This window comes from Corynebacterium sp. 32222D000AT (assembly GCF_053546955.1).
This window is the reverse complement of the sequence record NZ_JBPPVW010000003.1, coordinates 54,513-77,674: the sequence shown is the minus strand read 5'-3', so window position 1 is coordinate 77,674 and position 23,162 is coordinate 54,513. Positions and strand designations below refer to the sequence as shown.

Here is a 23,162-nt window from a genome sequence, read left to right as displayed (position 1 = left end):
TTTCCTCTTCGAGAGAGAGATAGGGCCTACACCTTTAGTTTAAATTCCTTCACGGCTGTCAGTACATTTTCGGCAGAAATGAGGCACATTGGTACCCCCACTCCGGGAACGGTCGTGGCCCCGGCATAAAACAGGTTGTCAATCTTTTTCGATTGGATACGCCCGCGGAAGAACGCGGACTGGAACAAGGTGTGCGCGGGCCCGATGGCCCCGCCGGACAGCGAATGGTAGCGGTCGGCAAAGTCGGCGGGGCCGATGGTGTGCTGGACGAAGACGCGGTCGCGCAGATCCGGGACGTTTGCCCACTCGGCCAGCTGGTCGAGCGCCCGGCTAGCGATGCCGGCGACCGTCGCCGATTCCTCCCCGTAGGCGCTGCCCTGGCCGAGGGCGGCATCGGCGGCAGCGGGCACCAGGATGAAGAGGTTCTCGCACCCTTCCGGGGCCACGGAGGTATCGCTAGCCGAGGTCTTGCAAACGTAGATGGAATTCGAGGCGCCACCTTTTCGGAAGACAGCGTCGAAATCGGGGTCCCAGTCGCGGCTGAATAATAAATTGTGGTGGGCAAGTTCGGGCAGCGGACCGCGCACGCCAGTCAACACCAGCACCGCGGACAGCCCCGGATCGCGACGGTCGAAGAACTTATCGGAGAAGGTCCGCTGGTGGGCGGGCACCAGGCGGGTCTCCGTGTGGTGGAGATCCGCAGCGGAGACCACTAGGTCCGCCGGCAGCGTGCCGCGGTTGGTGGTCACTTCGGTCGCCTGCTTGCCGTGCGTGACGATCGCGGTGGCCTCGGTCTCCCACTGGAAGTGCACGCCCAGGTCGGTGGCGAGGTCCAAAAGCGCGTCGATGACCGCGGCGAAGCCGCCCTGCGGGTAGCGCACGCCCTGGGTGAGATCCGCGTGGCTCATCAGGGAATACAGCGCTGGGGCGGCGGCCGGCTCCGTCGACAGGAAGACCGCCGGGTAGGTCAGGACCTGGCGCAGCAGGGGATCGCTAAAACGCGAGCCGACGTAGCTTTGTAGGGACTGGCCCAGGAGCTTCGCCAGGCGCGGCAGGCGTCGCAGGATATCGGGGTGCAGGAGCTGCGAGGGGTGGCTGAAGGTGGTGTAGAGGAAGTGCTTGAGCGCCATCCGGTAGGTATCGCTGGCGGTGGCGAGGTAGTCGCCTAGGCGAGCGCCCTGCCCGGGCGTGCGTTGGTCGAAAAATTCGACCACGGTGCCGTCGATGTCCGCGGCGTGGCCGGCTTCGTTGAAAATCCGGTAGGCGGGGCTCAGTTCGGTGAGCTCGAAGAAATCACTGGTGCGGTGCCCCAGCCGGCCGAAGAAACGCTCGAAGGCCTCGGGCATCAGGTACCAGGACGGACCGGTGTCCCACTGGAAACCGGAGTCGGTGAATCTTCCCGCTCGGCCGCCCGGCTCGGCGAGGCGATCGACCACGGTGACCTCGTAGCCTTCGTCCTGCAGGAGGCAGGCGGTGGCCAGGCCGGCCACGCCCGCGCCGATAACAACGCAGGTACTCATGCATTCCTCCAGAGGCTGCCGGCCAGGATCTGGGCCTTACGGGGCGCGGGCACCCGGATCCGGCGCGCGTACAGCTCGTCGACGCTGGCGCTGTCGATGCGCTCGTTTAGGTCCGTAAACAGGCCCGTCGCGGCGAGGACTCCCCTACGTGCGCCGGGCGGCAGGAGGTGGGCGGCGCGGCGCGCGCGGGCGAGCTCGTCGCGGATCTCCGCGCACCACCGGCGCTTGGTGGAGGCATCCAGCTCCGGGAGGTAACCCCGCCCCAGGCAGTCGGTGTCCTCGGCGAGGTCTCGGAGGAAGTTGACCTTCTGGAAGGCCGCCCCGAGGGCCTTTGCCCCGTCTGCCATGGTGGCCCGGTCTTCTTCGGCGGGGTGGCGCCCGACCAGGAAGATATCCAGGCACATCAGGCCGATGACCTCCGCCGAGCCGTGGATGTAGCGCTGGAGGCTCGCCGCGTCATGCGGGGAGGGGTCCAAGTCCCTGCGCATGGAGGCGAAGAACGCGCGGATGTGGTCTTCGGAGAACTGGCAGCGGCGCTGCGCGTTCGCCCACGCGTGGAGGACCGGATCGGTGTGGAAGGCGGCATCGGCAGCGTGGACGACCTGCTCCTCGTAGCCGTCCAGCAGGGCGCGGATGTCGGCGGTCTTGGCCTCCGCGGCCGCGCCGTCGACGATCTCGTCCGCAATGCGTACCACCGCGTACAGGGCCTGGATATCGCGCCGGATCGCAGCGGGGAAAAGCCGGGTACTCCACGAGAAACTGGTGGAATAGTAATTGATAATGCGACCCGCGGATTGGCCCGCGGCGGCGTGGTAGTGCCGGAGCGCCGAGCGGTGGGAAATGTTCACGAAGCCTTTCATAATTGGACTTTTCCCTAAAGCCTAGTGCGGGGTAATTCACCCCGCTAAATTCGCCTGTTCGCTACCGGCGTACAGGTTCATGACCTGCTAAAAGCGGCTGATTTACTACCTTGGCGCAGAAAGTGAGAATGGAGGCTGGGGAAAGCGCGTTAGAGTGGATAGAGAATTTAGGAAAAACCACAAGGGGTAGATAGCAGATGTTCGAAAGGTTTACTGACCGTGCCCGCCGCGTCATTGTCTTGGCGCAGGAAGAGGCACGCATGCTCAACCACAACTATATCGGCACCGAGCACATCCTTTTGGGCCTTATCCACGAGGGTGAAGGCGTAGCCGCCAAGGCGCTGGAGTCCATGGGGATTTCCCTGGAGGACGTGCGCCGCGAGGTCGAGGAGATCATCGGCCAGGGAACCCAGCCGCACACTGGGCACATCCCGTTTACCCCGCGCGCGAAGAAGGTCCTGGAGCTGTCCCTGCGTGAGGGCCTGCAGATGGGCCACAAGTACATCGGCACGGAGTTCCTGCTGCTGGGCCTTATCCGCGAAGGCGACGGCGTCGCCGCGCAGGTGCTGACCAAGCTGGGTGCAGACCTGCCGCGCGTGCGTCAGCAGGTTATTCAGTTGCTGTCCGGTTACGAGGGCAACAACCAGGAAAACGACAACAGCAACAAGGGCGGCGGCCCCGTGGGCGCCGGTGCCGGCGGGCGCGGTTCCCAGGGCAACTCCGGGGAACGCTCTAATTCCCTGGTGCTGGACCAGTTCGGCCGCAACCTGACCCAGGCCGCCAAGGACGGCAAGCTGGACCCGGTCGTCGGCCGCGAGTCCGAGGTCGAGCGCATCATGCAGGTGCTCTCGCGCCGCACCAAGAACAACCCGGTGCTCATCGGTGAGCCCGGCGTCGGTAAGACCGCCGTCGTCGAGGGCCTGGCCCTGGACATCGTTAACGGCAAGGTCCCGGAGACCCTGAAGGACAAGCAGGTCTACTCCCTGGACCTGGGTTCGCTGATCGCTGGTTCCCGCTACCGCGGTGACTTCGAGGAGCGCCTGAAGAAGGTGCTCAAGGAGATTAACCAGCGCGGCGACATCATCCTGTTCATCGATGAGATCCACACCCTGGTTGGTGCCGGTGCCGCCGAGGGTGCTATCGATGCCGCCTCCCTGCTCAAGCCGAAGCTGGCCCGCGGCGAGCTGCAGACCATCGGCGCGACCACGCTGGAGGAATACCGCAAGCACATCGAGAAGGACGCCGCGCTGGAGCGCCGCTTCCAGCCGGTGAAGGTGGAAGAGCCCTCGCTGGAGGACACCATCAAGATCCTCAAGGGCCTGCGCGACAAGTACGAGGCGCACCACCGTGTGTCCTACACCGACGACGCCCTGAAGGCGGCTGCCTCCCTGTCGGATCGCTACATCAACGACCGCTTCCTGCCGGATAAGGCCGTGGACCTGCTGGACGAGGCCGGCGCCCGCATGCGCATCAAGCGCATGACCGCCCCGGACTCTGTCCGCGAGGTCGACGACCGGATCGCCGAGGTCCGCCAGGAGAAGGAAGCGGCCATCGACGCCCAGGACTTCGAGAAGGCCGCCGGCCTGCGCGACAAGGAGCGCCAGCTGGGCGAGGAGCGCGCCGAGAAGGAAAAGCAGTGGCGCAATGGTGAGCTCGAGGACATCGCCGAGGTCGGCGAGGATCAGATCGCCGAGGTGCTGGCGCACTGGACCGGCATCCCGGTCCTCAAGCTCACGGAGAAGGAGTCCTCGCGACTGCTGCACATGGAAGATGAGCTGCACAAGCGGATCATCGGCCAGGACGAGGCCGTCAAGGCCGTCTCCCGCGCCATCCGCCGTACGCGGGCGGGCCTGAAGGATCCGCGCCGTCCTTCCGGTTCCTTCATCTTCGCCGGCCCGTCCGGCGTGGGTAAGACGGAGCTGTCGAAGTCGCTGGCTAACTTCCTCTTCGGCTCGGATGATGACCTCATCCAGATCGACATGAGTGAGTTCCACGACCGCTTCACCGCCTCCCGCCTGTTCGGTGCCCCTCCGGGATACGTCGGCTACGAGGAGGGCGGCCAGCTCACGGAGAAGGTCCGCCGCAAGCCGTTCAGCGTGGTGCTCTTCGACGAGATCGAAAAGGCCCACAAGGAGATTTACAACACCTTGCTGCAGGTCCTCGAGGACGGCCGCCTGACCGACGGCCAGGGCCGCGTGGTGGACTTCAAGAACACCGTGCTGATCTTTACCTCGAACCTGGGCACCCAGGACATCTCCAAGGCCGTGGGGCTGGGCTTTACCGCCGACGCGGCCTCGGATCAGGACGCGCAGTACGAGCGGATGAAGGCCAAGGTCAACGACGAGCTGAAGAAGCACTTCCGCCCGGAGTTCCTGAACCGTATCGACGAGGTCGTGGTCTTCCACCAGCTCAACGAAGAGCAGATCATGGAAATGGTCGACCTGCTCATCGGCCGCGTGTCCAAGTCCCTGCAGGAGCGTGACATGGACATCGAGCTGACCGAGAAGGCCAAGCGCCTGCTGGCCAAGCGCGGTTTCGATCCGGTGCTGGGTGCGCGCCCGCTGCGCCGCACCATCCAGCGCGAGATCGAGGACCAGCTCTCGGAGAAGATCCTCTTCGGCGAGATCGGCGCGGGTGAGATCATCAGCGTCGACGTGGAGAACTGGGACGGCGAGTCCAAGGACAACTCGCAGGCCACCTTCACCTTCAGCCCGCGCCCGAAGCCGCTGCCGGAGGGCACCTTCGAGCAGGAGCTGGACGAGGACGAGGTCCGTGAGAACGAGGAGCCGGAGCAGGTAACCGCAGATACCCTGCCGGAGACGCCCGAGACTCCTGAGGACCACGGCGACGAGGACGGCCCGGCCGGAGCCGGCCAGCCGATGTAAGACGCCGCTAAAGAGATGAAGCAGCCTCCTGCGGGAGGCTGCTTTTCTAGTGCCTGTAAACCGGTAACTTAGAGTGAGTTAGAATCACTGGCATGGGATTGCAATACCGCTCACGTAAGAAGACCGGCAAGAACAGCTGGATTAACTTTTCCGGCCGCGGGGCCTCGGCCTCGACCAAGATTGGTCCGGTGACCTTCAACTCCCGCGGCGGGTTCTGGGTGAACCTGCCCGGCGGGCTCAACTGGCGGGGACGCTGGCGCTAAAGTGACCCCGCCGCCATACGAAAAGCACCGCCGCATGGGCGTAGAGGCCGACGTGGTCTTGCGCCTGGGAATGTTGCTCATGGGGGCGGGCACGTCGGGCTACCGTGTCCTGCGCGGGATGAAACGCGCGGCGCGGGCCCTGGGCTTCGACCGGCTGGACGCGACGGTCGGGCTCACGCAGATTACCTGTACCTTCCACCGCGGCGAGCTTTTCCGCACGGTCATTTCCCGGCAGCATTCGCCGGCGGTGGACGCCTCCCGCATTGAGGCGCTAGAGGATCTGACGCGGCACCACCTGCACTTCGGGATAACCGCCGAGGAGCTGGCGGAAAAGCTCGACCGGATCGAGCACAACGTGCGCAAGCGCTGGAACGGCTGGGTGCTCTCGGCTGCGGCGGCCGTGGCGTGCGCGGCCTTCGCGCTGCTGAATTTCTTTCCGCTGGCGGCGGTGGGCATCGTCGCCCTGGCCGCTTTTAGCGGGCAATTCGTGCGCCATTTCGTGCTGAGCAACCACGTCCACCAGATCGGCGGCATCGTGGCCGGCGGGGCGACGGCCAGCCTGGTCTTCTTCCTCGTGACCGAGCTCGTCGGGGCGCTCGGGCTGGCCGACCCAGGGGATTTTTCCTCCGGCTACGTGGCGGCGGTGCTCTTTTTGATCCCGGGTTTCCCGTTGTTCTCCGCCCTGATCGATATCGCGCGCTTCGACTTTGATGCCGGCATGGTGCGCCTGGCTTATGCCTTCACCGTCATTTTCGCCGCCACCTTCACCGTGGCCATGGTCAGCTGGCTGACTGACTTGAACCCGGCCCCGCCGGTGCCGGCTACCGATGCCACCTGGTACACCATGGCGGTCCTGGCCAGCTTCTTCGGCATCGCCGGTTTCGCCTTCCTGTTTAATTCCTCCCGCCGGATGATCCTGGTGGCCGCGATGGTGGGCACCGTGGCGAACGCGGCGCGCCTTCTGCTGCTGCACCTGGGCACCACCGGGTATTTCGCGGCGTTTTGCGGCGGGCTGGTCATCGGCCTGCTGGGCGCGCTGGCCTCCCGGAAGGCGCGGCTGCCGCGGATTACCACGACGGTGCCGGCCGCGGTCATCATGATCCCCGGGGTGACCATGTTCCGGGCAGTCTACTACCTCAACGAGGGGCAGATGGAGCAGGCCCTGGCTAACCTGGCCACCAGCATGATGGTGGTCGCCTCCATTGGTGCCGGCCTGGTCCTGGCCCGGCTGTTCACGGACCCGGACTGGGCGCTGACCCGGCTCATCGATTTTTCCATCCGGACCTAGCGCGGCAGGTGGAAAAGGCCCTGCTCGTCCTGTTCGGCGAGGCCGTCGGCCAGAAGCGAGGCCAGTGCCCGGGAGCGCTGCGGGGCGTCCGGCCAGACGACGTCGATGTCGGCCTGGGGGACAGGGGCATCGGCAGCGCGCAGCACGTCCATGATCTTGCCGCGCACCTGCCGGTCGGTGCCGGCAAATTTCTGGACCCGCTTCTTGGCCTTGGTCAGCTCCTCGGCGCTCGGGCTGGGGCAGCCGGCGGCCTGCCAGGCGCAGGACTCCTTCAACGGGCAGGCGGGGCAGTCTGGGGACTTGGCGCGGCAGACTAGCGCGCCCAGCTCCATCAGGGCCACGGAGACGGTGGGGCCATTGTCCTCCGGCAGGAGCTCGGCGACCTGGGCGAGCTCCTTCTTGGAAGGGTTGGGGGCTAAGAAATTGCCGTTCTCGGCCCGCTCGACCACGCGCCTCACGTTGGTGTCGACCACCGGGACGTTGTGGCCGTAGTGGAAGCAGGCCACGGCGCGGGCGGTGTAGTCGCCGATGCCCGGCAGGCTGAGCAGATCATCGACACCGTCGGGGACCTCGCCGCCGTGCTCGTCGCGGACCACCTGGGCGCATTCCCACAGGCGCAGGGCGCGGCGGGGGTAGCCTAGCTTGCCCCAGGCGCGCAGGACCTCGTCCCGGCTGGCGGCAGCGAAATCGGTGGGGGTGGGCCAGCGGCGCATCCACTCCTGCCAGACGGGCGCGACGCGGGCCACCGGGGTCTGCTGGCTCATGACCTCGCTGACTAGGACGCCCCACGCGGTGGTCGACGGCTCCCGCCAGGGCAGGGGCCGGCGGGCGTGGGCGAACCATTCGAGCAAAGCACCAGTATCCATATCTGTGCAGGAGTCTAATAGGAGCGGTGCGCAGGACTATAATTTGAGCCATGCCACTGAAAGATAAAAAGCAAAGCCCCCGGGAAGTCTGGGAGACCCTCCAAGCCGGTAACGCGCGCTTCCGCGACAACTCTCCGCTGCACCCGCACAACGACGAGGAGCGGCGGGCCGGCCTGCGCGGCGGGCAGGATCCCCGCGTGGTGGTCCTGTCCTGCTCGGATTCCCGCGCCCCCGTGGAGATCCTCTTCGACCTGGGCCTGGGGGATGCTTTCGTCATCCGCACCGCCGGGCACATCCTGGATACCGCGGTGAAGGGCTCGCTGGAATACGCCCTGGAGAACCTGAACTGCAACCTGGTGGTTATCTTGGGCCACCAGTCCTGCGGCGCGGTCGCCGCCACCGCCGCGGTGGTGGACCAGCACGCCGAGCTACCCGCCGGCTTCCAGCGCGCGATCATCGAGAAAGTCGCGCTGTCGACGCTGAAGTCCAAGCGCGCCGGCAGCTCGAGCACCGACGACTACGAACGCCAGCACGTGCGCGAGACCGTCGATCAGCTCGTGGCTAGCCTCTCGGTCCTGCAGCACAAGGTCGAGGAGGGGACCGTCGGCGTCGTCGGCGCCCGCTACCTGTTGGAGGACTCCACCGTCGAGACCCTGGTGACCCACGGGCTGGACTGAGCTGCGAAACCGCCGGCCAATCGAAGACACACCCCTGAAGGTGCCAGCCGTCGCCGCTGCTAAGGCAATAAACTATAAGCCGTGACTAACCGTAAACCCCAGCAGAAGCGCCCCCTGCCCAACGAGATCTACCAGCGCCGCCGCGTCGCGGCGTTGGTCATCATCGTCGTGGTCGTCGTTCTGCTGGTCTGGGTCCTAAGCATGGTCGGCGGTTCCAGCAACGACGAGGCGACCGAGCCGGCCGCCGAGACCACCTCGGAGTCAACCCCGGCAGCGGAGACCGAAACGACCGCGGTGGAATCAGAAACCGAGTCGGAATCTCAAACGGCAACCGAGTCTGAGACCGAGTCGGAATCTGCCCGCGAGAGCGAGGACGCGGAAGCGAGCTCGGAGCCGGTCGCGGCCGACGCTAAGGACACCTGTCAGCTCTCCGATCTGGAGATCACCGCCAGCAGCGACAAGGCCACCTACGGTGAGGGAGAGCTGCCCACCTTCTACATGACGGTGGAAAACCCCACCAAGGCCGACTGCAAGATCAACCTCGACGACCAGGAGCTGCGCTTCGAGGTCTACAACCTGGGCACCAACCAGCGGATGTGGGCGGACACAGACTGCTACCCGTCGGTGCAGGAAGGCGAGCAGACCTTCGAGTCTGGCAAGAAGCGCCACTTCCAGGCGACCTGGTCGCGGCAGACCTCCGCCCCGGAGCAGTGCAACAACCGCTCCGCCGTGGAGCCGGGCGGCTACTACCTCCACGCCGTCATCGGCGACAACCCGTCGGCGGCCCACACCTTCAACCTGTCCTAGGGGCTGACCAGCTCGATCGCCTCCCGTAGCGTCTGCGCCTGGCGCACCTGCAGGTTGGTCTCCAAGTTCTTCGTGGCCGGGACGATGGCGCTTTCATAGCCCAGCCGGGCGGCCTCACTCAGCCGGCGCGCCAGGTTGGGCACTGGGCGCAGCTCGCCCGCCAGGCCGACCTCGCCGATAACGACGGTGCGCGGCGGCAGCGGCTGCTCGTGCAGGGAGGACCACGTGGCCAGCGCGACTGCCAGATCCGTGGCGGTCTCCGAAATACGCACGCCGCCGACCGTGGCGACGTAGGCGTCCTTGTCATTGGTGCGCTGCCCGGCCCGGGCCTGCAGAACCGCCAGCACCATCGGCACCCGGTTGGTGTCCAGGCCGGTGACCACGCGGCGCGGGTTCTTGGCCACCGGGTCCACGGTCAAGGCCTGGACCTCGGCCAGGATGGGGCGCACGCCGTCCATGGCCACGGTCACCGCGGAGCCGTCCGGGGTGGTCCCGCGGTGGGAGAGGAAGAGGCCGGACGGGTCGGCGACCTCGCGGATGCCGGTGGCGGTCTGCTCGAAGCAGCCGACCTCATCCGTGGCGCCGAAACGGTTCTTCATGCCGCGCAGCATGCGCAGGCTGGACTGCTTGTCGCCCTCGAAGTTCAAGACCACGTCGACGAGGTGCTCGAGCACCCTAGGCCCGGCCACGTTGCCGTCCTTGGTGACGTGGCCGACCACCAGGATGGGGATCCCCGTCGACTTGGCCAGCGTGGTCAGCGCCGCGGTCACGGCCCGGGACTGAGCCACGCCGCCGGCCACGCCCTCCACGCCGGGCGCCTGCATGGTCTGGACCGAGTCGACGATGATGAGCGAGGGCTGGGTCTGCTGCACGTGCCCGAAGACGACGTCCAGGTTGGACTCGGCCGCCAGGTACAGGGTGTCCTGCAGCGCGCCGGTGCGCTCGGCGCGGGCGCGGACCTGGCCCGCCGACTCCTCCGCGGTGACATATAACGCGGTGCGGTCCTGCTGAGTCCACCGGGAGGCGACCTCCAACAGCAGCGTGGATTTGCCCACGCCGGGCTCGCCCGCCATGAGCACCACGGAACCCGGGACGATGCCCGTGCCGAGCACCCGGTCCAGCTCCGAGATGCCGGTCTTCCGCGTGCGGGTGGCCGAGGCGGCGATCTTGGTCATCGGCTGCGCCGGGCTGGACGGGGTGAGCCCTTGGGGCTTGCTGGCGGTCGCGGCCGTCGGGCTGACCGGCGTGGATTCCTGGAACGTGCCCCACGACCCGCACTCCGGGCAGCGCCCCAGCCACTTCGGGGAGACGTAGTTGCACTCGGTACAGGTGTGGATGGGACGCTGCTTCTTTGCCATGACCCTAGCTTAAAACACACCCCGGACATTCCCGCAGAGACAACAAAACCCCCGGCCGTAGCCAGGGGAGATGAGGAGTTTTAGCGCTTAGTGGCCGGAGGGCTCCTCGGTGGTGTAGCCCTCGGTGGACTCGACGTCGCGGTTGTACTTGCCGGCTTCCTTCTGGGAGGCGGCGACGGTGGCGTTGACCTCGATGTCGCCGTTGGAGAACTGGAAGACCACGGTGCGGTGGCCGGCGTAGCCGAAGTCGTCATCCTGCATGGTGGTGGCGACGTACTGGATGTCGTCCGACTCAGCCTGCGGCATGTTGTCCAGGTTCTCCTGGGAGTCGCCCACCAGGCGCTGATCGCGGTTGATCGGCTCGACGGAAGCCGGCTGCAGCTGGACTTCCTGGCCGTCCACGGTGATGGATTCCAGCTCGGCTGCCTGGTCCTCGTAGCCCTGATTCACGGCGGTGAACTTCAGGGAGGCGTGCTGGTTGTCCGGCTCGACCAGGATGGTCACGTCGCGCACCGCAATCAGGCCATCTTCGGTGGAAGCTTCGGAGCCGTCAACGGCAGCGACCTGGTCGGCGGTCTGGGTGACATGGCCGGCGGAGCAGGAAGCCAGCGCCAGCGCGGACGCAGCGGTAACCGAAACGATGACACCGCGACGGGCGGCAGACTTCAGGGACTTCACTTTGGGTTGTCCTCCATCAACTAAAGATCACAGGGATTTGTCGATCATCAAGCCTAGTATTTTTTCCAACCAAGTACACAGTTTTCGACCTCAACGTGACCTAGCCCCCGCTCTAGGGAGGGCAATTGGGGGTGTACTTTTGGGGGATGTGGCCGGCCGGCGCCGGGGGAGGTGGCGCGTGGTAGAATATTTGTCCTATGTGCCTGCCAGGCAGGCTTTAGGGGTACCTCTTTAACAATCGAGCAAGGAGTGGCAATGGAGTTCAAGGTCGGAGAGGTGGTTGTTTACCCGCACCACGGCGCCGCGGTGATCGAAGACATCGAGCAGCGCGTGATGGGCGGCGAAGAGCTGGAGTACCTGGTGCTCCACATCAACCAGTCCGACCTGGTTGTCCGCGTGCCCTCCAAGAACGCCAAGAAGGTCGGCGTGCGCGACGTGGTGGGCAAGGAAGGCCTGGAAAAGGTCTTCTCCGTCCTGCGCGAGGAGGACGTGGAAGAGGCCGGCAACTGGTCTCGCCGCTACAAGGCCAACCAGGAGCGCCTGGCCTCCGGTGATATCAACAAGGTCGCCGAGGTCGTGCGCGACCTCTGGCGCCGCGATCAGGACCGCGGCCTGTCCGCGGGCGAGAAGCGCATGCTGGTCAAGGCCCGCCAGATCCTCGTCGGCGAGCTGGCCCTGGCCAAGCCGGTCGATGACGCCAAGGCGGACAAGATGATGGACGAAATCAACGCCACCATCGAGCGCCACCGCGCCGCCGGCCTGATCGAGGACAATTCGGTGACCACCGACGTCGACACGGACGACGTCGACCTGGGCGACCTGTCCTTCGACGACGAAGACTAGTGACTCGCCGGGTTATCGCGCTCGTCGCCGCCGCCGGCAGCGGCACGCGGCTGGGCGCCGAGCTGCCGAAGGCCTACGTCGAGCTGGCCGGCCGCAGCCTGCTGGAACGCTCCGTCCAGGCGATAATTAATTCCGCCGTGGTGGACGAGGTCGTCGTTCTCATCAACCCGGTCATGCGCGCCCACGCCGAGCGCGCCCTGGCTAGCCAGGCTAAAGAGATCCCGCTGCGCTTTGTCGCCGGCGGCGGCGAGCGCGCCGACTCGGTCTGGGCCGGGCTGCAGGCCATCGAGCACGAGGACGCGGTGGTGCTGGTCCACGACGCCGCCCGCGCGTTAACGCCCCCGGGGATGATTAGCCGGGTCGTGCGCAAGGTGCTCGACGGGGCGCCGGCGGTCATCCCGGTCCTGCCGGTCGCCGACACCATTAAAGAGGTGGCGGCCGCGGATACTTCCCGGGTGCTCTCCACCCCGGACCGCAGCCTGCTGCGCGCGGTCCAGACCCCGCAGGGCTTCGACCTGGCCACCCTGCGCCAGGCCAACGAGGCTTATTTCGCCACCGATTCTCGCGACTTCGTCGCCACCGACGACGCCAGCCTCATGGAATGGTTCGGCTGCCCGGTCGTGACTGTGACAGGTGATGCCATGGCATTTAAAATCACTACCCCTATAGATCTGCGGTTGGCTCAGGCCGTAGTATCTGAGGCTGAACCCACAGTATTTGAGGTGCCTAATGAACGAACCGATCCTGCCCAAGGTGGGCATCGCTAGCGACGCCCACCAGATCGAAGCCGGCAAGCCCTGCTGGATCGCCGGCCTGCTTTTCGCCGCCGACGACGGCTGCGAGGGCCACTCCGACGGGGACGTGGTCTCCCACGCCTTGGTCGACGCCCTCCTGTCGGCCGCGGGGTTGGGGGACCTGGGCTCGTTTGTGGGCGTGGGCCGGGCCGAATACGACAACGTATCCGGGGCCCGCCTGCTCACCGAGTGCCGGGAATTCTTGGCCGCGCACGGCTACCGGATTGGCAACGCGTCCGCGCAGCTTATCGGGCAGACCCCGAAGATGGGCCCGCGGCGCGAGGAGGCCGAGCGCACCCTCACCGAGATCCTGGGCGCTCCCGTGAGCGTTTCCGCTACCACCACCGATCACCTGGGCTTTACCGGCCGCAAGGAAGGCCGCGCGGCCATTGCCACCGCCCTGGTGTATTCCGACCGGGGCTAAACCTGCCCGGTTGTCACAAAGCTAAGGAGTAAAAGCGCCATGGACAAGGTCATGGGACCGCTGCAAAAGCTCGGAAAGGCGCTGATGGGCGCGGTGGCGGTGCTGCCGGTCGCGGCGCTGATGACGGGCATCGGCTATTTCCTCGACGCCCGGGGAGGTGAACGCTTAAGCTTCTTGGCCTCCGTCTTTCAGCAGGCCGGCGGGGCGGTGCTGGATAACCTCGGCGTGCTCTTCGCCATCGCCATTTCCTTCGGGCTGGCCAAGGACTCCAACGGCGCGGCCGCGCTGTCGGGCTTCCTCGGTTTCTTCACCGTGACCAAGCTGGTCGGACCGGAGGCCGTGGCCAACTACCGCGGCATCGAGGATCCTGCCGCCCTGGAAGGCCAGCAGGCCCTCGACTGGGCGGCCCAGGGCTGGGACGCGGTCGGCCCGGCGAACGTGCTGCTGGGCATTTTCGTCGGCGTGCTCGCCGCCTGGACCTATAACCGCTTCCACGCCACCAAGCTGCCGGATGCGCTGGCGTTCTTCTCCGGACGGCGCCTGGTGCCCATCCTGACCTCCCTGTTTTCCATCGCGCTGGCCGGGGCCTTTTACTTCCTCTGGCCGGTGCTCTACACCGCGTTTTTCAACTTCGGCCAGTGGATCCAGGGCATGGGCGCCATCGGCGCCGGCGTCTACGGCGTGTCCAACCGCCTGCTCATCCCGACCGGCCTGCACCACGCGCTGAACGCCATCTTCTGGTTCGACGTGGTCGGAATTAACGACATCGGCAAGTTCCTGGGCGGTGCGGACACCCTGGTCGCCGCCCAGGCGGCTAGCGATGCCGCCTCCTGCCCGGGCGTCTGGGACGGCGCCAACTGCGAGGTCATCGGCGTTATCGGCCAGTACCAGGCGGGCTTTTTCCCCGTGATGATGTTCGGCCTGCCGGGCGCGGCGCTGGCGATGACGCTGCGCGCCAAGCCGTCGCGCCGCAAGGTGGTCGGCTCTCTGATGCTGGCCGGCGCGCTGGCCTCCTTCCTCACCGGTGTCACCGAGCCCATCGAGTTCTCCTTCATGTTCGCAGCACCCCTGCTGTTCGTGGTGCACGCGATCCTGATGGGCATTTCCATGGCGATCGCCTCCTTCTTCGACTGGACGGCGGGCTTCGGCTTCTCCGCCGGCTTCTTCGACATGCTGCTGTCCTCGCAGAACCCGCTGGCCAACCAGTGGTGGATGCTGCTGGTGATGGGCGTGGCCTACTTCTTTATCTACTTTGGCCTCTTCTACTTCCTCATCGGCAAATTCAACCTGAAGACCCCGGGCCGCGGCGACGACGAGGAAGACGCGCCGGAAGACGGTGGTGACAGCGCGGAAGGCGACGACCAGCTGGCCGCGCAGGCCGCCCGGATCCTGGCCGGCCTCGGCGGGGCGGAAAACCTCAACACGATGGAATACTGCACCACGCGCCTGCGCACCACCGTGCACGACCCGCAGCGGGTGGAGGAGCAGACGCTCAAATCCGCGGGCGTGGCCGGGGTATACCGGCCTTCGGCCAAGGGCGTGCAGGTCATCATCGGGCCCAACGTGCAGTTCGTCCACGACGAGGTGCGGCGCCAGATGGAGCACCCGGTGGCGGTTTCGGCTCCCGCTCCGGCTGTCGCGACCGCGTCCCCGGAGAAGGCGGGCATGACGGAGCTGTCCGCGCCCACCGAGGGCAAGGCCATCCCGCTGGAGGAGGTGGCGGATCCGGCCTTCGCGGGCGGCCAGGTGGGCCCGGGGTTTGCCATCGTGCCGGGCAACGAGGACGAGCTGGTCGTGGCCTCCCCGATAGCCGGCGAGGTCACCATGGTGGCCAAGACCAAGCACGCGGTCGCGGTGCGCAGCGCCGAGGGCCTGGACGTGCTGGTCCACATCGGCTTGGACACCGTGGGCCTGCGCGGGGCGGGCTTCGAGGTCCTGGTCAGCCGCGGGGACGCGGTGGAGCCGGGCCACCCGCTGGTGCGCGTGGACGCGGCCGCCCTGCGCGAACGCGGTATCGACCTGACCACCCCGGTGGTCGTGACCAACAAGAAGAAAGTCGCTGAGACCACGCTGATCCGCACCGGGGACGTGGCCGTGGGCCAGCACGTCATGGAAGTGGAGTACCGCTAATGGCCGGTTGTACCGTCGCCGCCCGGCTCACCGACGGCCAGGCCGAGCCCTACCCCGCGCAGGTGCGCGTGGATGCTGAGGGCGTTATCGAAAGCGTGGAACGCCTCGAGTCTTCCCCCGATAAGCTGGGTATTATCGCGCCGGGCCTGGTGGACGTCCACAACCACGGCGGGGCGCGCGGGGCCTTCCCCACGGGAACGCTCGCCGAATGCCGGCAGGCGGCCGAATTCCACCGTCAGCAGGGCAGCGTCCACCTCCTGGCGAGCTTGGTCTCCGGGACGGAGGAGGAGCTGACCCGCCAGGTCGGCGTGCTGGCGCCGCTGGTGGCCGAGGGCGTGGTGGACGGGATCCACTTGGAGGGCCCGTTCATCCACACCGCCAAGTGCGGGGCGCAGGCCCCGGACCGCATCCAGGACGGCGACCCGGCCATGCTGCGCCGCATCCTGGAGCGCGGCGCGGGTGCGGTCCGCCAGCTGACCTTCGCCCCGGAAACGCCCCACGCCCGGGCGCTGGTGGACGCCTGCGTCGAGTACGGTGTCATCGTCTCCTTGGGGCACACCACGGCGGACTTCGCCACCACGGCCGAGATCCTCGACTACGCGGTCGCCCGCGGGGCGACGGTCACGGCCACGCACCTGTTCAACGCCATGCCGCCGCTGCACCACCGCCAGCCCGGGGCCGTGGGAGCCCTGCTCGCGGCCGCCGCCCGCGGCGAGGTGGCCGTCGAGGCCATCGGCGACGGCGTGCATCTGGCCGACGGGACCGTGGACGTCATCGCCGCCTGCGCCGGGGAAGGCCTGGTCCTGGTCACTGACGCGATGGAGGCCGCCGGCATGCCGGACGGGGCCTACCGGCTGGGCCCGCTCGACGTCGTCGTCGTCGGTGGGGTGGCGCGGCTGGCCGGCGGGGACGGCGCCATCGCGGGCGGGACGAGCACCCTGGCCCAGCAGTTCGCGCGATTTAGTGCCCGCCACGGGGCGCCCGCCGCGGCGCGGGCAGCCTCCGTTAACCCCGGCCGCCTGCTGGGGCTGGACCAGGCGCGCGGCCTGCAGGTCGGCCAGCCCGCGGAATTCGTGGAATTCGACCCCGCCGGGGCCGTTCGCACCGTCTTCGCCGACGGGCAGCGATTGCGGGGATAATAGGGCTCAAGCACCGCGCTGAGGCAGGACTGGAGGAAAGCAGCATGGAAGTCATCATCCGGAAGACCGCGGCGGAGGTCGCGACGGCGGCCGCGGATATCTTGTCCGGCTATTTCCGCCCCGGCGGGGTCATCGGGGTGGCCACGGGCTCGACGCCGCTGGCCACCTACGCCGAGCTCATCGCCCGCGCGCGGGCCGGGCGCCTGGAGACCGGCGGGGTGGAGTTCTTCGCCCTGGACGAATACGTCGGGCTGGGCCACGACCACCCGCAGAGCTACTACCACACGCTGCGTACCGAGCTCATCGACCCGCTCGGGGTCGAGCCGGCGCGGCTGCACGTGCCGGACGCGGGGGCGGCGGAGGGCTACGAAGACGAGATCGCGGCGGCCGGCGGCATCGACTGCCAGCTGCTGGGGGTGGGCCAAAACGGGCACATCGGCTTCAACGAGCCGGGCAGTTCGCTCAACTCCCTGACCCGCTGGAAGACGCTGCACCCGCAGACAGTGGCGGACAATTCCCGCTTCTTTGCCTCCGCGGACGAGGTCCCGCGCCACGTCGTCACGCAGGGCCTGGGCACCATCCAGCGCGCCGGGCACCTGCTGCTGATTGCCACCGGCTCAAACAAGCAGGACGCGGTCGCCGGGCTGATGGAAGGGCCCCTGAGCGCGGCCTGCCCGGCCTCCATCCTGCAGTGGCACCGGCACGCCACGGTGGTGGTGGACGCGGCCGCCGCGAGTGGTTTGCGCAACCGGGAATATTACGAGTTCGCGGAGGCGAATAAGCCCAACTAGGACGGCAGATACGGTTAGGTAGAATCACTGTTGTGACTTTGCGTATCTATGACACTGCTACCCGTAACCTCCGCGATTTTGAGCCGCTTCGCCCCGGCCATGTGTCGGTCTACCTGTGTGGGGCCACCCCGCAGGCCAAGCCACACATCGGGCACCTGCGCTCCGGGGTTGCCTTCGATATCCTGCGCCGCTGGCTTCTGGCCAAGGACTGGGACGTGGCATTCGTGCGCAACGTGACCGATATTGATGACAAGATCCTGACCAAGGCCGCCGACAACGGCCGCCCCTGGTGGGAGTGGGTGTCCACCTATGAGCGCGAGTTCACGGCCGCCTACAACATGCTGGGCGTGCTGCCGCCGTCCGTGGAGCCGCGCGCGACCGGGTTCGTGACCCAGATGGTCGACTACATGCAGCGGCTCATCGACAACGGCTTCGCCTACGCGGCCGATGGCTCGGTCTACTTCGACGTTAATGCCTGGACCAAGGCGGAAGGCTCCGACTACGGCAGCCTTTCCGGCAACCGCGTCGAGGAGATGGAGCAGGGCGAGACGGACAACGCCGGCAAGCGCAACGCGCTGGACTTCGCGCTGTGGAAGGCCGCCAAGCCGGGCGAGCCGGCCTGGCCCACCCCGTGGGGCAAGGGCCGCCCGGGCTGGCACCTGGAGTGCTCGGCGATGTCCACCTACTACCTGGGCTCCGAGTTCGACATCCACTGCGGCGGCCTGGATCTGCAGTTCCCGCACCACGAGAACGAGATGGCGCAGTCGCACGCGGCCGGGGACGGCTTTGCCCGGTACTGGATGCACAACCACTGGGTGACCATGGCCGGCGAGAAGATGTCGAAGTCCCTGGGCAACGTGCTCAGCGTGGACAACATGCTGGAATTAGTCCGGCCCGTGGAACTGCGCTATTATCTAGGCTCCGCGCACTACCGCTCGGTGCTGGAATACTCCGAGGCCGCGCTTACCGAGGCCGCGGCCGGCTACCGCCGTATCGAGGACCTGGTCAACCGTTTCCCGGACCTGGTGCTGGGCGAGTGGACCGAGGCTTTCGGCGCTGCGATGGACGAGGACATCGCCGTGCCGAAGGCGCTGGCCGAAATCCACACCACCGTCCGCGCCGCCAACAAGGAGCTGGCCGCCGGCAACGAGGAGGACGCCCGGAAGCTGGCGGAGTCCGTGCGCGCCATGGCCGCGGTCTTGGGCTTCGACCCGCTGGATGAGAAGTGGGCAGCCGGCGCGGGCTCGTCGGCCGCCGATGCCGCCTTGGATCAGCTGGTCCAGGCCGAACTGGAACGGCGCGCCCAGGCCCGCAAGGACAAGGACTTTGCCACCGCGGACGCGGTGCGCGACCGGCTGGCCGCGGCGGGCATTACGGTCACGGACACTCCCGACGGCGCCACCTGGCAGCTGTCTTAAGACTTTTAAATACTCAGGAAGGACTACCAATGGCACGCACGCACGGTCGCGGCGGGGCAGGTACCCGCAAGACCAACAAGAAGGGCCAGGTTAAAGGCTCCGGCGGGCAGCGCCGCCGCGGCCTAGAGGGCAAGGGCCCGACGCCCAAGGCGGAGGACCGCGTCTACCACGCCAAGCACAAGGCGAAGCTGGCCCGCCAGCGCCGCGACTCCGGGCGCCACGTCAAGGAAACCCCGGAGATGGTGGTGGGCCGCAACCCGGTCATCGAGTGCCTGCACGCCCGCGTGCCGGCCACGGCGCTCTACATCGCCCAGGGAACCAAGAACGACGAGCGCCTGTCCGAGGCGGTAGCCATGTGCAACACCCGCAACGTGCCCATCCACGAGGTGCCGCGCCACGAGATGGACCGCATGACCGGCAACGGTATGCACCAGGGCATCGGCCTGCAGATCCCGCCCTACAAGTACGCCGAGGTCGAGGACCTTATGCAGCAGGTCCAGGACACCGGGGATGCCGGCATGTTCGTCATCCTGGACAACATCACCGACCCGCGCAACCTGGGCGCGGTGGTGCGCTCGGTGGCGGCCTTCGGCGGCCACGGCGTCATCATCCCGAAGCGCCGCTCCGCGTCCGTGACCGCGGTGGCCTGGCGCACCTCCGCGGGCACGGCGGCCCGCCTGCCGGTGGCGCGCGCCACCAATATCACCCGCACGGTGCAGCAGTTCCAGAAGAACGGCTACCAGGTCGTTGGGCTGGACGCCGGCGGCGAGCACACCCTGGACAGTTACGACGGCGGCACCGACCCGGTGGTCATCGTCATCGGCTCCGAGGGCAAGGGGATCTCCCGCCTGGTGCGGGAGAACTGCGACGTCATCATGTCCATCCCGATGGCCGCGGGCGTGGAGTCTCTGAACGCCTCCGTCGCGGCCGGCGCCGTGCTATCCGAGTTCGCCCGGCAGCGTCGCGCGGCCGGTTAGGCCGAAGAAATCCGCGGCCACCTCGGCCGCGAGGAATTCCTGGGTGTTGGGGCCCAGCCGCGGGTCCACCTCGTTGCCCGACGGCACCACGTGGCCCAGCCCTTCCATGGTCCACAGCACCACGGGCGCATCTCCGCCCCAGGTCTCCGCGCGCACGCCGGGGTAGGGCCGGCTGGTCTCCGGGGCGGGGGAAGCGCCGTTGAGCTCGGCGAGCCGGGCGGCGGTCTCGCCGGCCGAGGTCACCTCGCCGCGAGTGCGCTGGGCGTCCAGCCCGGCCGTGCCGCCGGCGTAGGGGGCATACGGGTCCTCGGTGCCGTGCAGCAGCAGGACCGGGGTCGGCTGCAGGGCGGAGTCCGGGTTGCTTGGGCGGTGGTTGTCGCCGCGGCCCAGGGTCGAGGCGAAGATGCAGGCGGCGCTGAGCAGCCCGGGAGCGTCGAAGAGCAGGCGCAGGACCATCTGCCCGCCGTTGGAGTACCCGCAGGCGAAAACGCGCCCGGCGGAGTAGTCGCGGCGCAGGCGCTCGATCAGCGCGCGGGTGAAGCCGACGTCGTCGACGTTTTCCTCGCGCGCGGTGACCGGCAGGATGCCGCGGGCGTCGTTGAAGTGGCGGTCCACGCCGTCCGGGTAGGCCACCAGGCAGCCGTACTTTTCGGCCAGCTCGTCGAAGGTGCCGTTGGTAAACCGGCGGGAGACGTTGGCGGACTGCAAGGAACCGTGGAAATACAGCACGACGTCCGGGTGCTCCGGGAGGTTATCGGGCTCTATGAGCAGGTATTTGCGCGTCCTAGATTGGTGTTCTAGTTCTTCCCGGTGCAGCGTGTATCCCATAACTTGCCAGTCTAGTCCCTAGTCCTGCGCCGAACAGTGCTGCTGGGCGGCGGTCTCGTCGCGCTGGGCGTGGCGCCCGCGGCGCCAGCCGATGGCCCGGCAGAACAGGTAAATGACAAAAGAAATGGTGGTCGCGAACACGGAGACCGGCAGGCCCGGCGCCAGCGAGAGCACCAGGCCGCCGACGGCGGAGATCTCGGCGAAGACGGTGGCCCAGAGCACCGCGCGCACGGGCGAGGAGGTGATCTGGACCGCCGCCGCGCCGGGCGTGATCAGCAGGGCCATGACCAGCAGGGAGCCGACGATCTGGACCGACTGGGAGGCCGCCAGGCCCACCAGGATGGCGAAGAGCACGGAGAGGCTGCGCACGGGCACGCCGGCGGCCGCGGCCATGGCCGGGTCCGCGGAGGAAAAGAGCAGCGGCCGCCAGAACAGGGCCACGGCCGCGACGACCAGGGCGGTGGTGCCGGCCAGCCACCAGACCGAGGCCTGGGACACGCCGACGATCTGCCCGGTCAGCAGCGTCATCGCGGTGGTGGCGTTGCCGGGGTAGAGGTGGATAAACAGCACCGATAGGCCCAGCCCGAAGCTCATCACCACGCCGATGGCGCTGTCCTGCTGGCCCTTGAAGCCGAGCGTGGCCAGCACGATGGCCGCGACGATGGCGCCGGCGACCGCGCCGAAGCCGATGTTTAGGCCGAAGAGCAGGGCCGCGGCCGCGCCCATCAGGGCGAGCTCGGAGGTCGCGTGCACGGAAAAGGACATCTGGCGCAGCACGATGAGCGAGGTCATCACGCCCGACAGGACGCCCAGCAGGGCGCAGGCCACCAGCGAATTCTGGACGAAGTCGACGGAGAGCAGGTACTGGGTGTCCTCGACAAAGCGGGAGAAATCCATTAGACCACCAGCATCCTTCCGTCGATTTCCACAACCTTGACCTTTGTCCCGTAGAGCTCGGAGAGCACCTCGGAGCGCATCACCTCGTCCACGGTGCCGAAGACGTGGCCCTGCGGGGCGAGGTAGAGCACGTGGTCGACCACGTCGAGCACCGGGTTGATGCTGTGCGTGACGAAGACGATGGCGGTATCGCGCTCTTTTTGGAGCCGCTGCAGGCGGGCCACCGTGGCCTGCTGCCGGGCGGGATCTAGCGAGAGCAGCGGCTCGTCCGCCAGGATGAGCTGCGGGTCCTGGGCCAGGGCTTGGGCCTGGCGCACCAGCTGTTGCTGGCCGCCGGACAGGCGGCCCACCCGGTGGTCGGCGATCCCGGTGGCGCCCACCGCGGCGAGTAGCTCGTCCACGCGGGCCCGGTCGGCCCGGCGGTTGCTAAGCACCCCGTGCGCGAGCGCCAGGGAGACTAGATCCCGCGCGCGCATCGGTAGCTCGGCGGGGAACATGCGCTGCTGCGGGATAAAGCCCACGCGCGCGTCGACGTCGACGCTCCCGCCGGTGAGCTGGCGGGTGCCCAGGATGGTGCCCAGCAGCGTGGATTTGCCCACGCCGTTCGGGCCCAGCAGGGCGATGAAGTCGCCGGGCTGGATGTCCAGGCTGAGCCCGGACCACAGCGGATCAACCGCGGCGTCGGTGAAGCTAACTAGCGCCATTTATTTGCTCGCCGCGGCGAGATCATCCACCACCTGTTCGTAGTAGTCCAAGAAGTTCGTGTCCTTCGGTGGGGTCTCACCGATTTCGACGATGGGCAGGTCCTTGTCCTCGGCGGCGTCCTTGATGCGGGCGGTGAGATCCGTTTCCGTCTGAGGATTATAAATGAGCACATCCACCTTGTCCTCGTTGACCTCGCCCAGGAAGCGGGCCAGGTCCGCGGCGGTGGGCTCGCCCTCGGCGACGGTGGCCTTGCGGTAGCCTTCCGGCGTGGCGTCAGTCGCCTGGGTGTATTTCATCAGGTAGTCGGCGATGGGCTCGGTCTGGGCGTAGCGGAACGAACCGATATTCGCCAGCTTGTCCTGGATGGCCTCGGCCTCCTGGACCACCGCGTCCGCGGAGGCGGCCTGAGTCTCGGAGAGCTCGTTGAGGCGGTCGGCGGTTTCCTGCGCGACCTTCTCGATGGCGGCGGCGTCGTACCAGACGTGTTCGTTGCCCTCGATGTTGGTGACCTCGCCCGGGTGCTCCTTGGCCTCGGTGACCGTCATGACGTCCGGCTCCTCGTCGAGGGCGCCGTGCTCGGTCAGCGGCAGCGCGGAGATGATGTCGTCCTGGTTGCTTAAGGCCTGGTACATCCAGGCGTCGTAGCCGCCGCCGTTGGCGATGACCACGTCGGCCTCATTGGCCCGGGCCAGGTCCGCGGCGGTGGGCTCGAAGTGGTGCGGATCGACGTCGTTGCCCTCGACCAGGGCCTGGACCTCGACGTCCAGGTCCGGGGAGCTGTCCGCGACCGCCTGGGCCACATCCGCCCAGATGGAGGTGGAGGCGACCACCTTCAAGGTGCCAGCGTCGTCGCCGTCAGCGCCCGGGCCGGAGCAGGCGCTTAAGGTCAGCGCGCCGGCGGCGAGAAGGGCGACGGGGACGAGTTTGTTCTTGGCGACATGCATGTCCCCCAGTCTGCACTTGTTGAAAATTGTTGTCAAATGGAAATGGGTTGAAAATACCGGGGTACCGGCA

Annotated in this window: 22 protein-coding genes; 13 read left to right on the top strand and 9 right to left on the bottom strand. The window is 67.4% G+C overall.

What is annotated here, in order from left to right:
* Positions 1-26 precede the first annotated feature (26 nt).
* Both crtI and ACEE23_RS02510 read right to left on the bottom strand, forming a co-directional pair.
* Positions 27-1,520 carry a phytoene desaturase family protein gene (crtI, locus tag ACEE23_RS02515; protein WP_368521255.1) on the bottom strand — a complete coding sequence of 498 codons (1,494 nt, stop codon included), beginning with the start codon at positions 1,518-1,520 and terminating at the stop codon, positions 27-29.
* Complete coding sequence (locus tag ACEE23_RS02510) at positions 1,517-2,362, bottom strand: phytoene/squalene synthase family protein (protein WP_368520041.1); 846 nt, start codon at positions 2,360-2,362, stop codon at positions 1,517-1,519. Before ACEE23_RS02510 ends, crtI begins: the two co-directional genes overlap by 4 nt.
* A 215-nt stretch (positions 2,363-2,577) precedes the next feature.
* Here ACEE23_RS02510 and ACEE23_RS02505 point away from each other — a divergent pair, with 215 nt between their 5' ends.
* The 3 genes from ACEE23_RS02505 (at position 2,578) to ACEE23_RS02495 (ending at position 6,816) form a co-directional block, all read left to right on the top strand.
* On the top strand, positions 2,578-5,265 hold the full coding sequence (locus tag ACEE23_RS02505; protein WP_368521254.1) for an ATP-dependent Clp protease ATP-binding subunit: 2,688 nt from the start codon (positions 2,578-2,580) through the stop codon (positions 5,263-5,265).
* Positions 5,266-5,357: 92 nt separating this feature from the next.
* Positions 5,358-5,528, top strand: coding sequence for a DUF4236 domain-containing protein (locus ACEE23_RS02500; protein WP_141759328.1), 171 nt, complete (start codon positions 5,358-5,360; stop codon positions 5,526-5,528).
* A 34-nt stretch (positions 5,529-5,562) separates the two neighbouring features.
* The gene (locus ACEE23_RS02495; protein WP_368520040.1) at positions 5,563-6,816 is read left to right on the top strand and encodes a threonine/serine exporter family protein; all 1,254 of its coding nucleotides are present in this window, start codon (positions 5,563-5,565) and stop codon (positions 6,814-6,816) included.
* Here the strand turns inward: ACEE23_RS02495 and ACEE23_RS02490 are convergent.
* Entirely contained in the window at positions 6,813-7,682 is an 870-nt protein-coding gene (locus ACEE23_RS02490) for an A/G-specific adenine glycosylase (protein WP_368521253.1), read from the bottom strand. The two genes, ACEE23_RS02495 and ACEE23_RS02490, sit on opposite strands and share 4 nt — an antisense overlap.
* A gap of 50 nt (positions 7,683-7,732) precedes the next feature.
* Between ACEE23_RS02490 and ACEE23_RS02485 the strand changes: the two genes are divergently transcribed.
* Together ACEE23_RS02485 and ACEE23_RS02480 are read left to right on the top strand one after the other, a co-directional pair.
* Positions 7,733-8,359: a carbonic anhydrase gene (locus tag ACEE23_RS02485; RefSeq protein ID WP_368519866.1), complete on the top strand. Its 627-nt coding sequence runs from the start codon at positions 7,733-7,735 to the stop codon at positions 8,357-8,359.
* Between the two features lie 81 nt (positions 8,360-8,440).
* Positions 8,441-9,166, top strand: coding sequence for a hypothetical protein (locus tag ACEE23_RS02480; protein WP_368519865.1), 726 nt, complete (start codon positions 8,441-8,443; stop codon positions 9,164-9,166).
* Here the strand turns inward: ACEE23_RS02480 and radA are convergent.
* Both radA and ACEE23_RS02470 read right to left on the bottom strand, forming a co-directional pair.
* Positions 9,163-10,524 carry a DNA repair protein RadA gene (gene radA / locus ACEE23_RS02475; protein ID WP_448871801.1) on the bottom strand — a complete coding sequence of 454 codons (1,362 nt, stop codon included), beginning with the start codon at positions 10,522-10,524 and terminating at the stop codon, positions 9,163-9,165. The genes ACEE23_RS02480 and radA overlap by 4 nt on opposite strands.
* Before the next feature lie 87 nt (positions 10,525-10,611).
* Positions 10,612-11,202: a hypothetical protein gene (locus tag ACEE23_RS02470; protein ID WP_368519863.1), complete on the bottom strand. Its 591-nt coding sequence runs from the start codon at positions 11,200-11,202 to the stop codon at positions 10,612-10,614.
* Positions 11,203-11,457: 255 nt separating this feature from the next.
* Between ACEE23_RS02470 and ACEE23_RS02465 the strand changes: the two genes are divergently transcribed.
* Genes ACEE23_RS02465 through rlmB form a run of 8 tightly spaced genes read left to right on the top strand, consistent with a single transcriptional unit; the run spans position 11,458 to position 19,718 of the window.
* Positions 11,458-12,045 (top strand): CarD family transcriptional regulator, encoded by a 588-nt coding sequence (locus ACEE23_RS02465; protein ID WP_368519862.1) that lies wholly within the window; start codon positions 11,458-11,460, stop codon positions 12,043-12,045.
* Complete coding sequence (gene ispD / locus ACEE23_RS02460; RefSeq protein WP_368519861.1) at positions 12,045-12,812, top strand: 2-C-methyl-D-erythritol 4-phosphate cytidylyltransferase; 768 nt, start codon at positions 12,045-12,047, stop codon at positions 12,810-12,812. Before ACEE23_RS02465 ends, ispD begins: the two co-directional genes overlap by 1 nt.
* Entirely contained in the window at positions 12,775-13,263 is a 489-nt protein-coding gene (ispF, locus tag ACEE23_RS02455; protein WP_368519860.1) for a 2-C-methyl-D-erythritol 2,4-cyclodiphosphate synthase, read from the top strand. Before ispD ends, ispF begins: the two co-directional genes overlap by 38 nt.
* A gap of 39 nt (positions 13,264-13,302) precedes the next feature.
* Positions 13,303-15,393, top strand: a complete 2,091-nt coding sequence (gene nagE, locus ACEE23_RS02450) for an N-acetylglucosamine-specific PTS transporter subunit IIBC (protein WP_368519859.1) — start codon at positions 13,303-13,305, stop codon at positions 15,391-15,393.
* Positions 15,393-16,532, top strand: coding sequence for an N-acetylglucosamine-6-phosphate deacetylase (locus ACEE23_RS02445; RefSeq protein WP_448873518.1), 1,140 nt, complete (start codon positions 15,393-15,395; stop codon positions 16,530-16,532). Before nagE ends, ACEE23_RS02445 begins: the two co-directional genes overlap by 1 nt.
* Positions 16,533-16,576: 44 nt before the next feature.
* Positions 16,577-17,323, top strand: a complete 747-nt coding sequence (locus ACEE23_RS02440; RefSeq protein WP_448871807.1) for a glucosamine-6-phosphate deaminase — start codon at positions 16,577-16,579, stop codon at positions 17,321-17,323.
* Positions 17,324-17,355: 32 nt separating this feature from the next.
* A complete protein-coding gene (gene cysS, locus ACEE23_RS02435) occupies positions 17,356-18,741 on the top strand; it encodes a cysteine--tRNA ligase (protein WP_448871809.1) in 1,386 nt (461 codons plus the stop codon).
* Between the two features lie 29 nt (positions 18,742-18,770).
* Positions 18,771-19,718 carry a 23S rRNA (guanosine(2251)-2'-O)-methyltransferase RlmB gene (rlmB, locus tag ACEE23_RS02430; RefSeq protein WP_448871811.1) on the top strand — a complete coding sequence of 316 codons (948 nt, stop codon included), beginning with the start codon at positions 18,771-18,773 and terminating at the stop codon, positions 19,716-19,718.
* Here rlmB and ACEE23_RS02425 read toward each other — a convergent pair.
* From ACEE23_RS02425 to ACEE23_RS02410, 4 genes are read right to left on the bottom strand one after another with little or no spacing between them, the layout of a single operon-like run.
* Positions 19,680-20,546 carry an alpha/beta hydrolase family esterase gene (locus ACEE23_RS02425; RefSeq protein WP_448871813.1) on the bottom strand — a complete coding sequence of 289 codons (867 nt, stop codon included), beginning with the start codon at positions 20,544-20,546 and terminating at the stop codon, positions 19,680-19,682. The genes rlmB and ACEE23_RS02425 overlap by 39 nt on opposite strands.
* A gap of 18 nt (positions 20,547-20,564) precedes the next feature.
* Positions 20,565-21,443 carry a metal ABC transporter permease gene (locus ACEE23_RS02420; protein ID WP_448871815.1) on the bottom strand — a complete coding sequence of 293 codons (879 nt, stop codon included), beginning with the start codon at positions 21,441-21,443 and terminating at the stop codon, positions 20,565-20,567.
* Positions 21,443-22,147 (bottom strand): metal ABC transporter ATP-binding protein, encoded by a 705-nt coding sequence (locus tag ACEE23_RS02415; RefSeq protein WP_448871817.1) that lies wholly within the window; start codon positions 22,145-22,147, stop codon positions 21,443-21,445. Before ACEE23_RS02415 ends, ACEE23_RS02420 begins: the two co-directional genes overlap by 1 nt.
* Positions 22,148-23,092: a metal ABC transporter solute-binding protein, Zn/Mn family gene (locus tag ACEE23_RS02410; RefSeq protein ID WP_448871819.1), complete on the bottom strand. Its 945-nt coding sequence runs from the start codon at positions 23,090-23,092 to the stop codon at positions 22,148-22,150.
* Between the last annotated feature and the right edge of the window lie 70 nt (positions 23,093-23,162).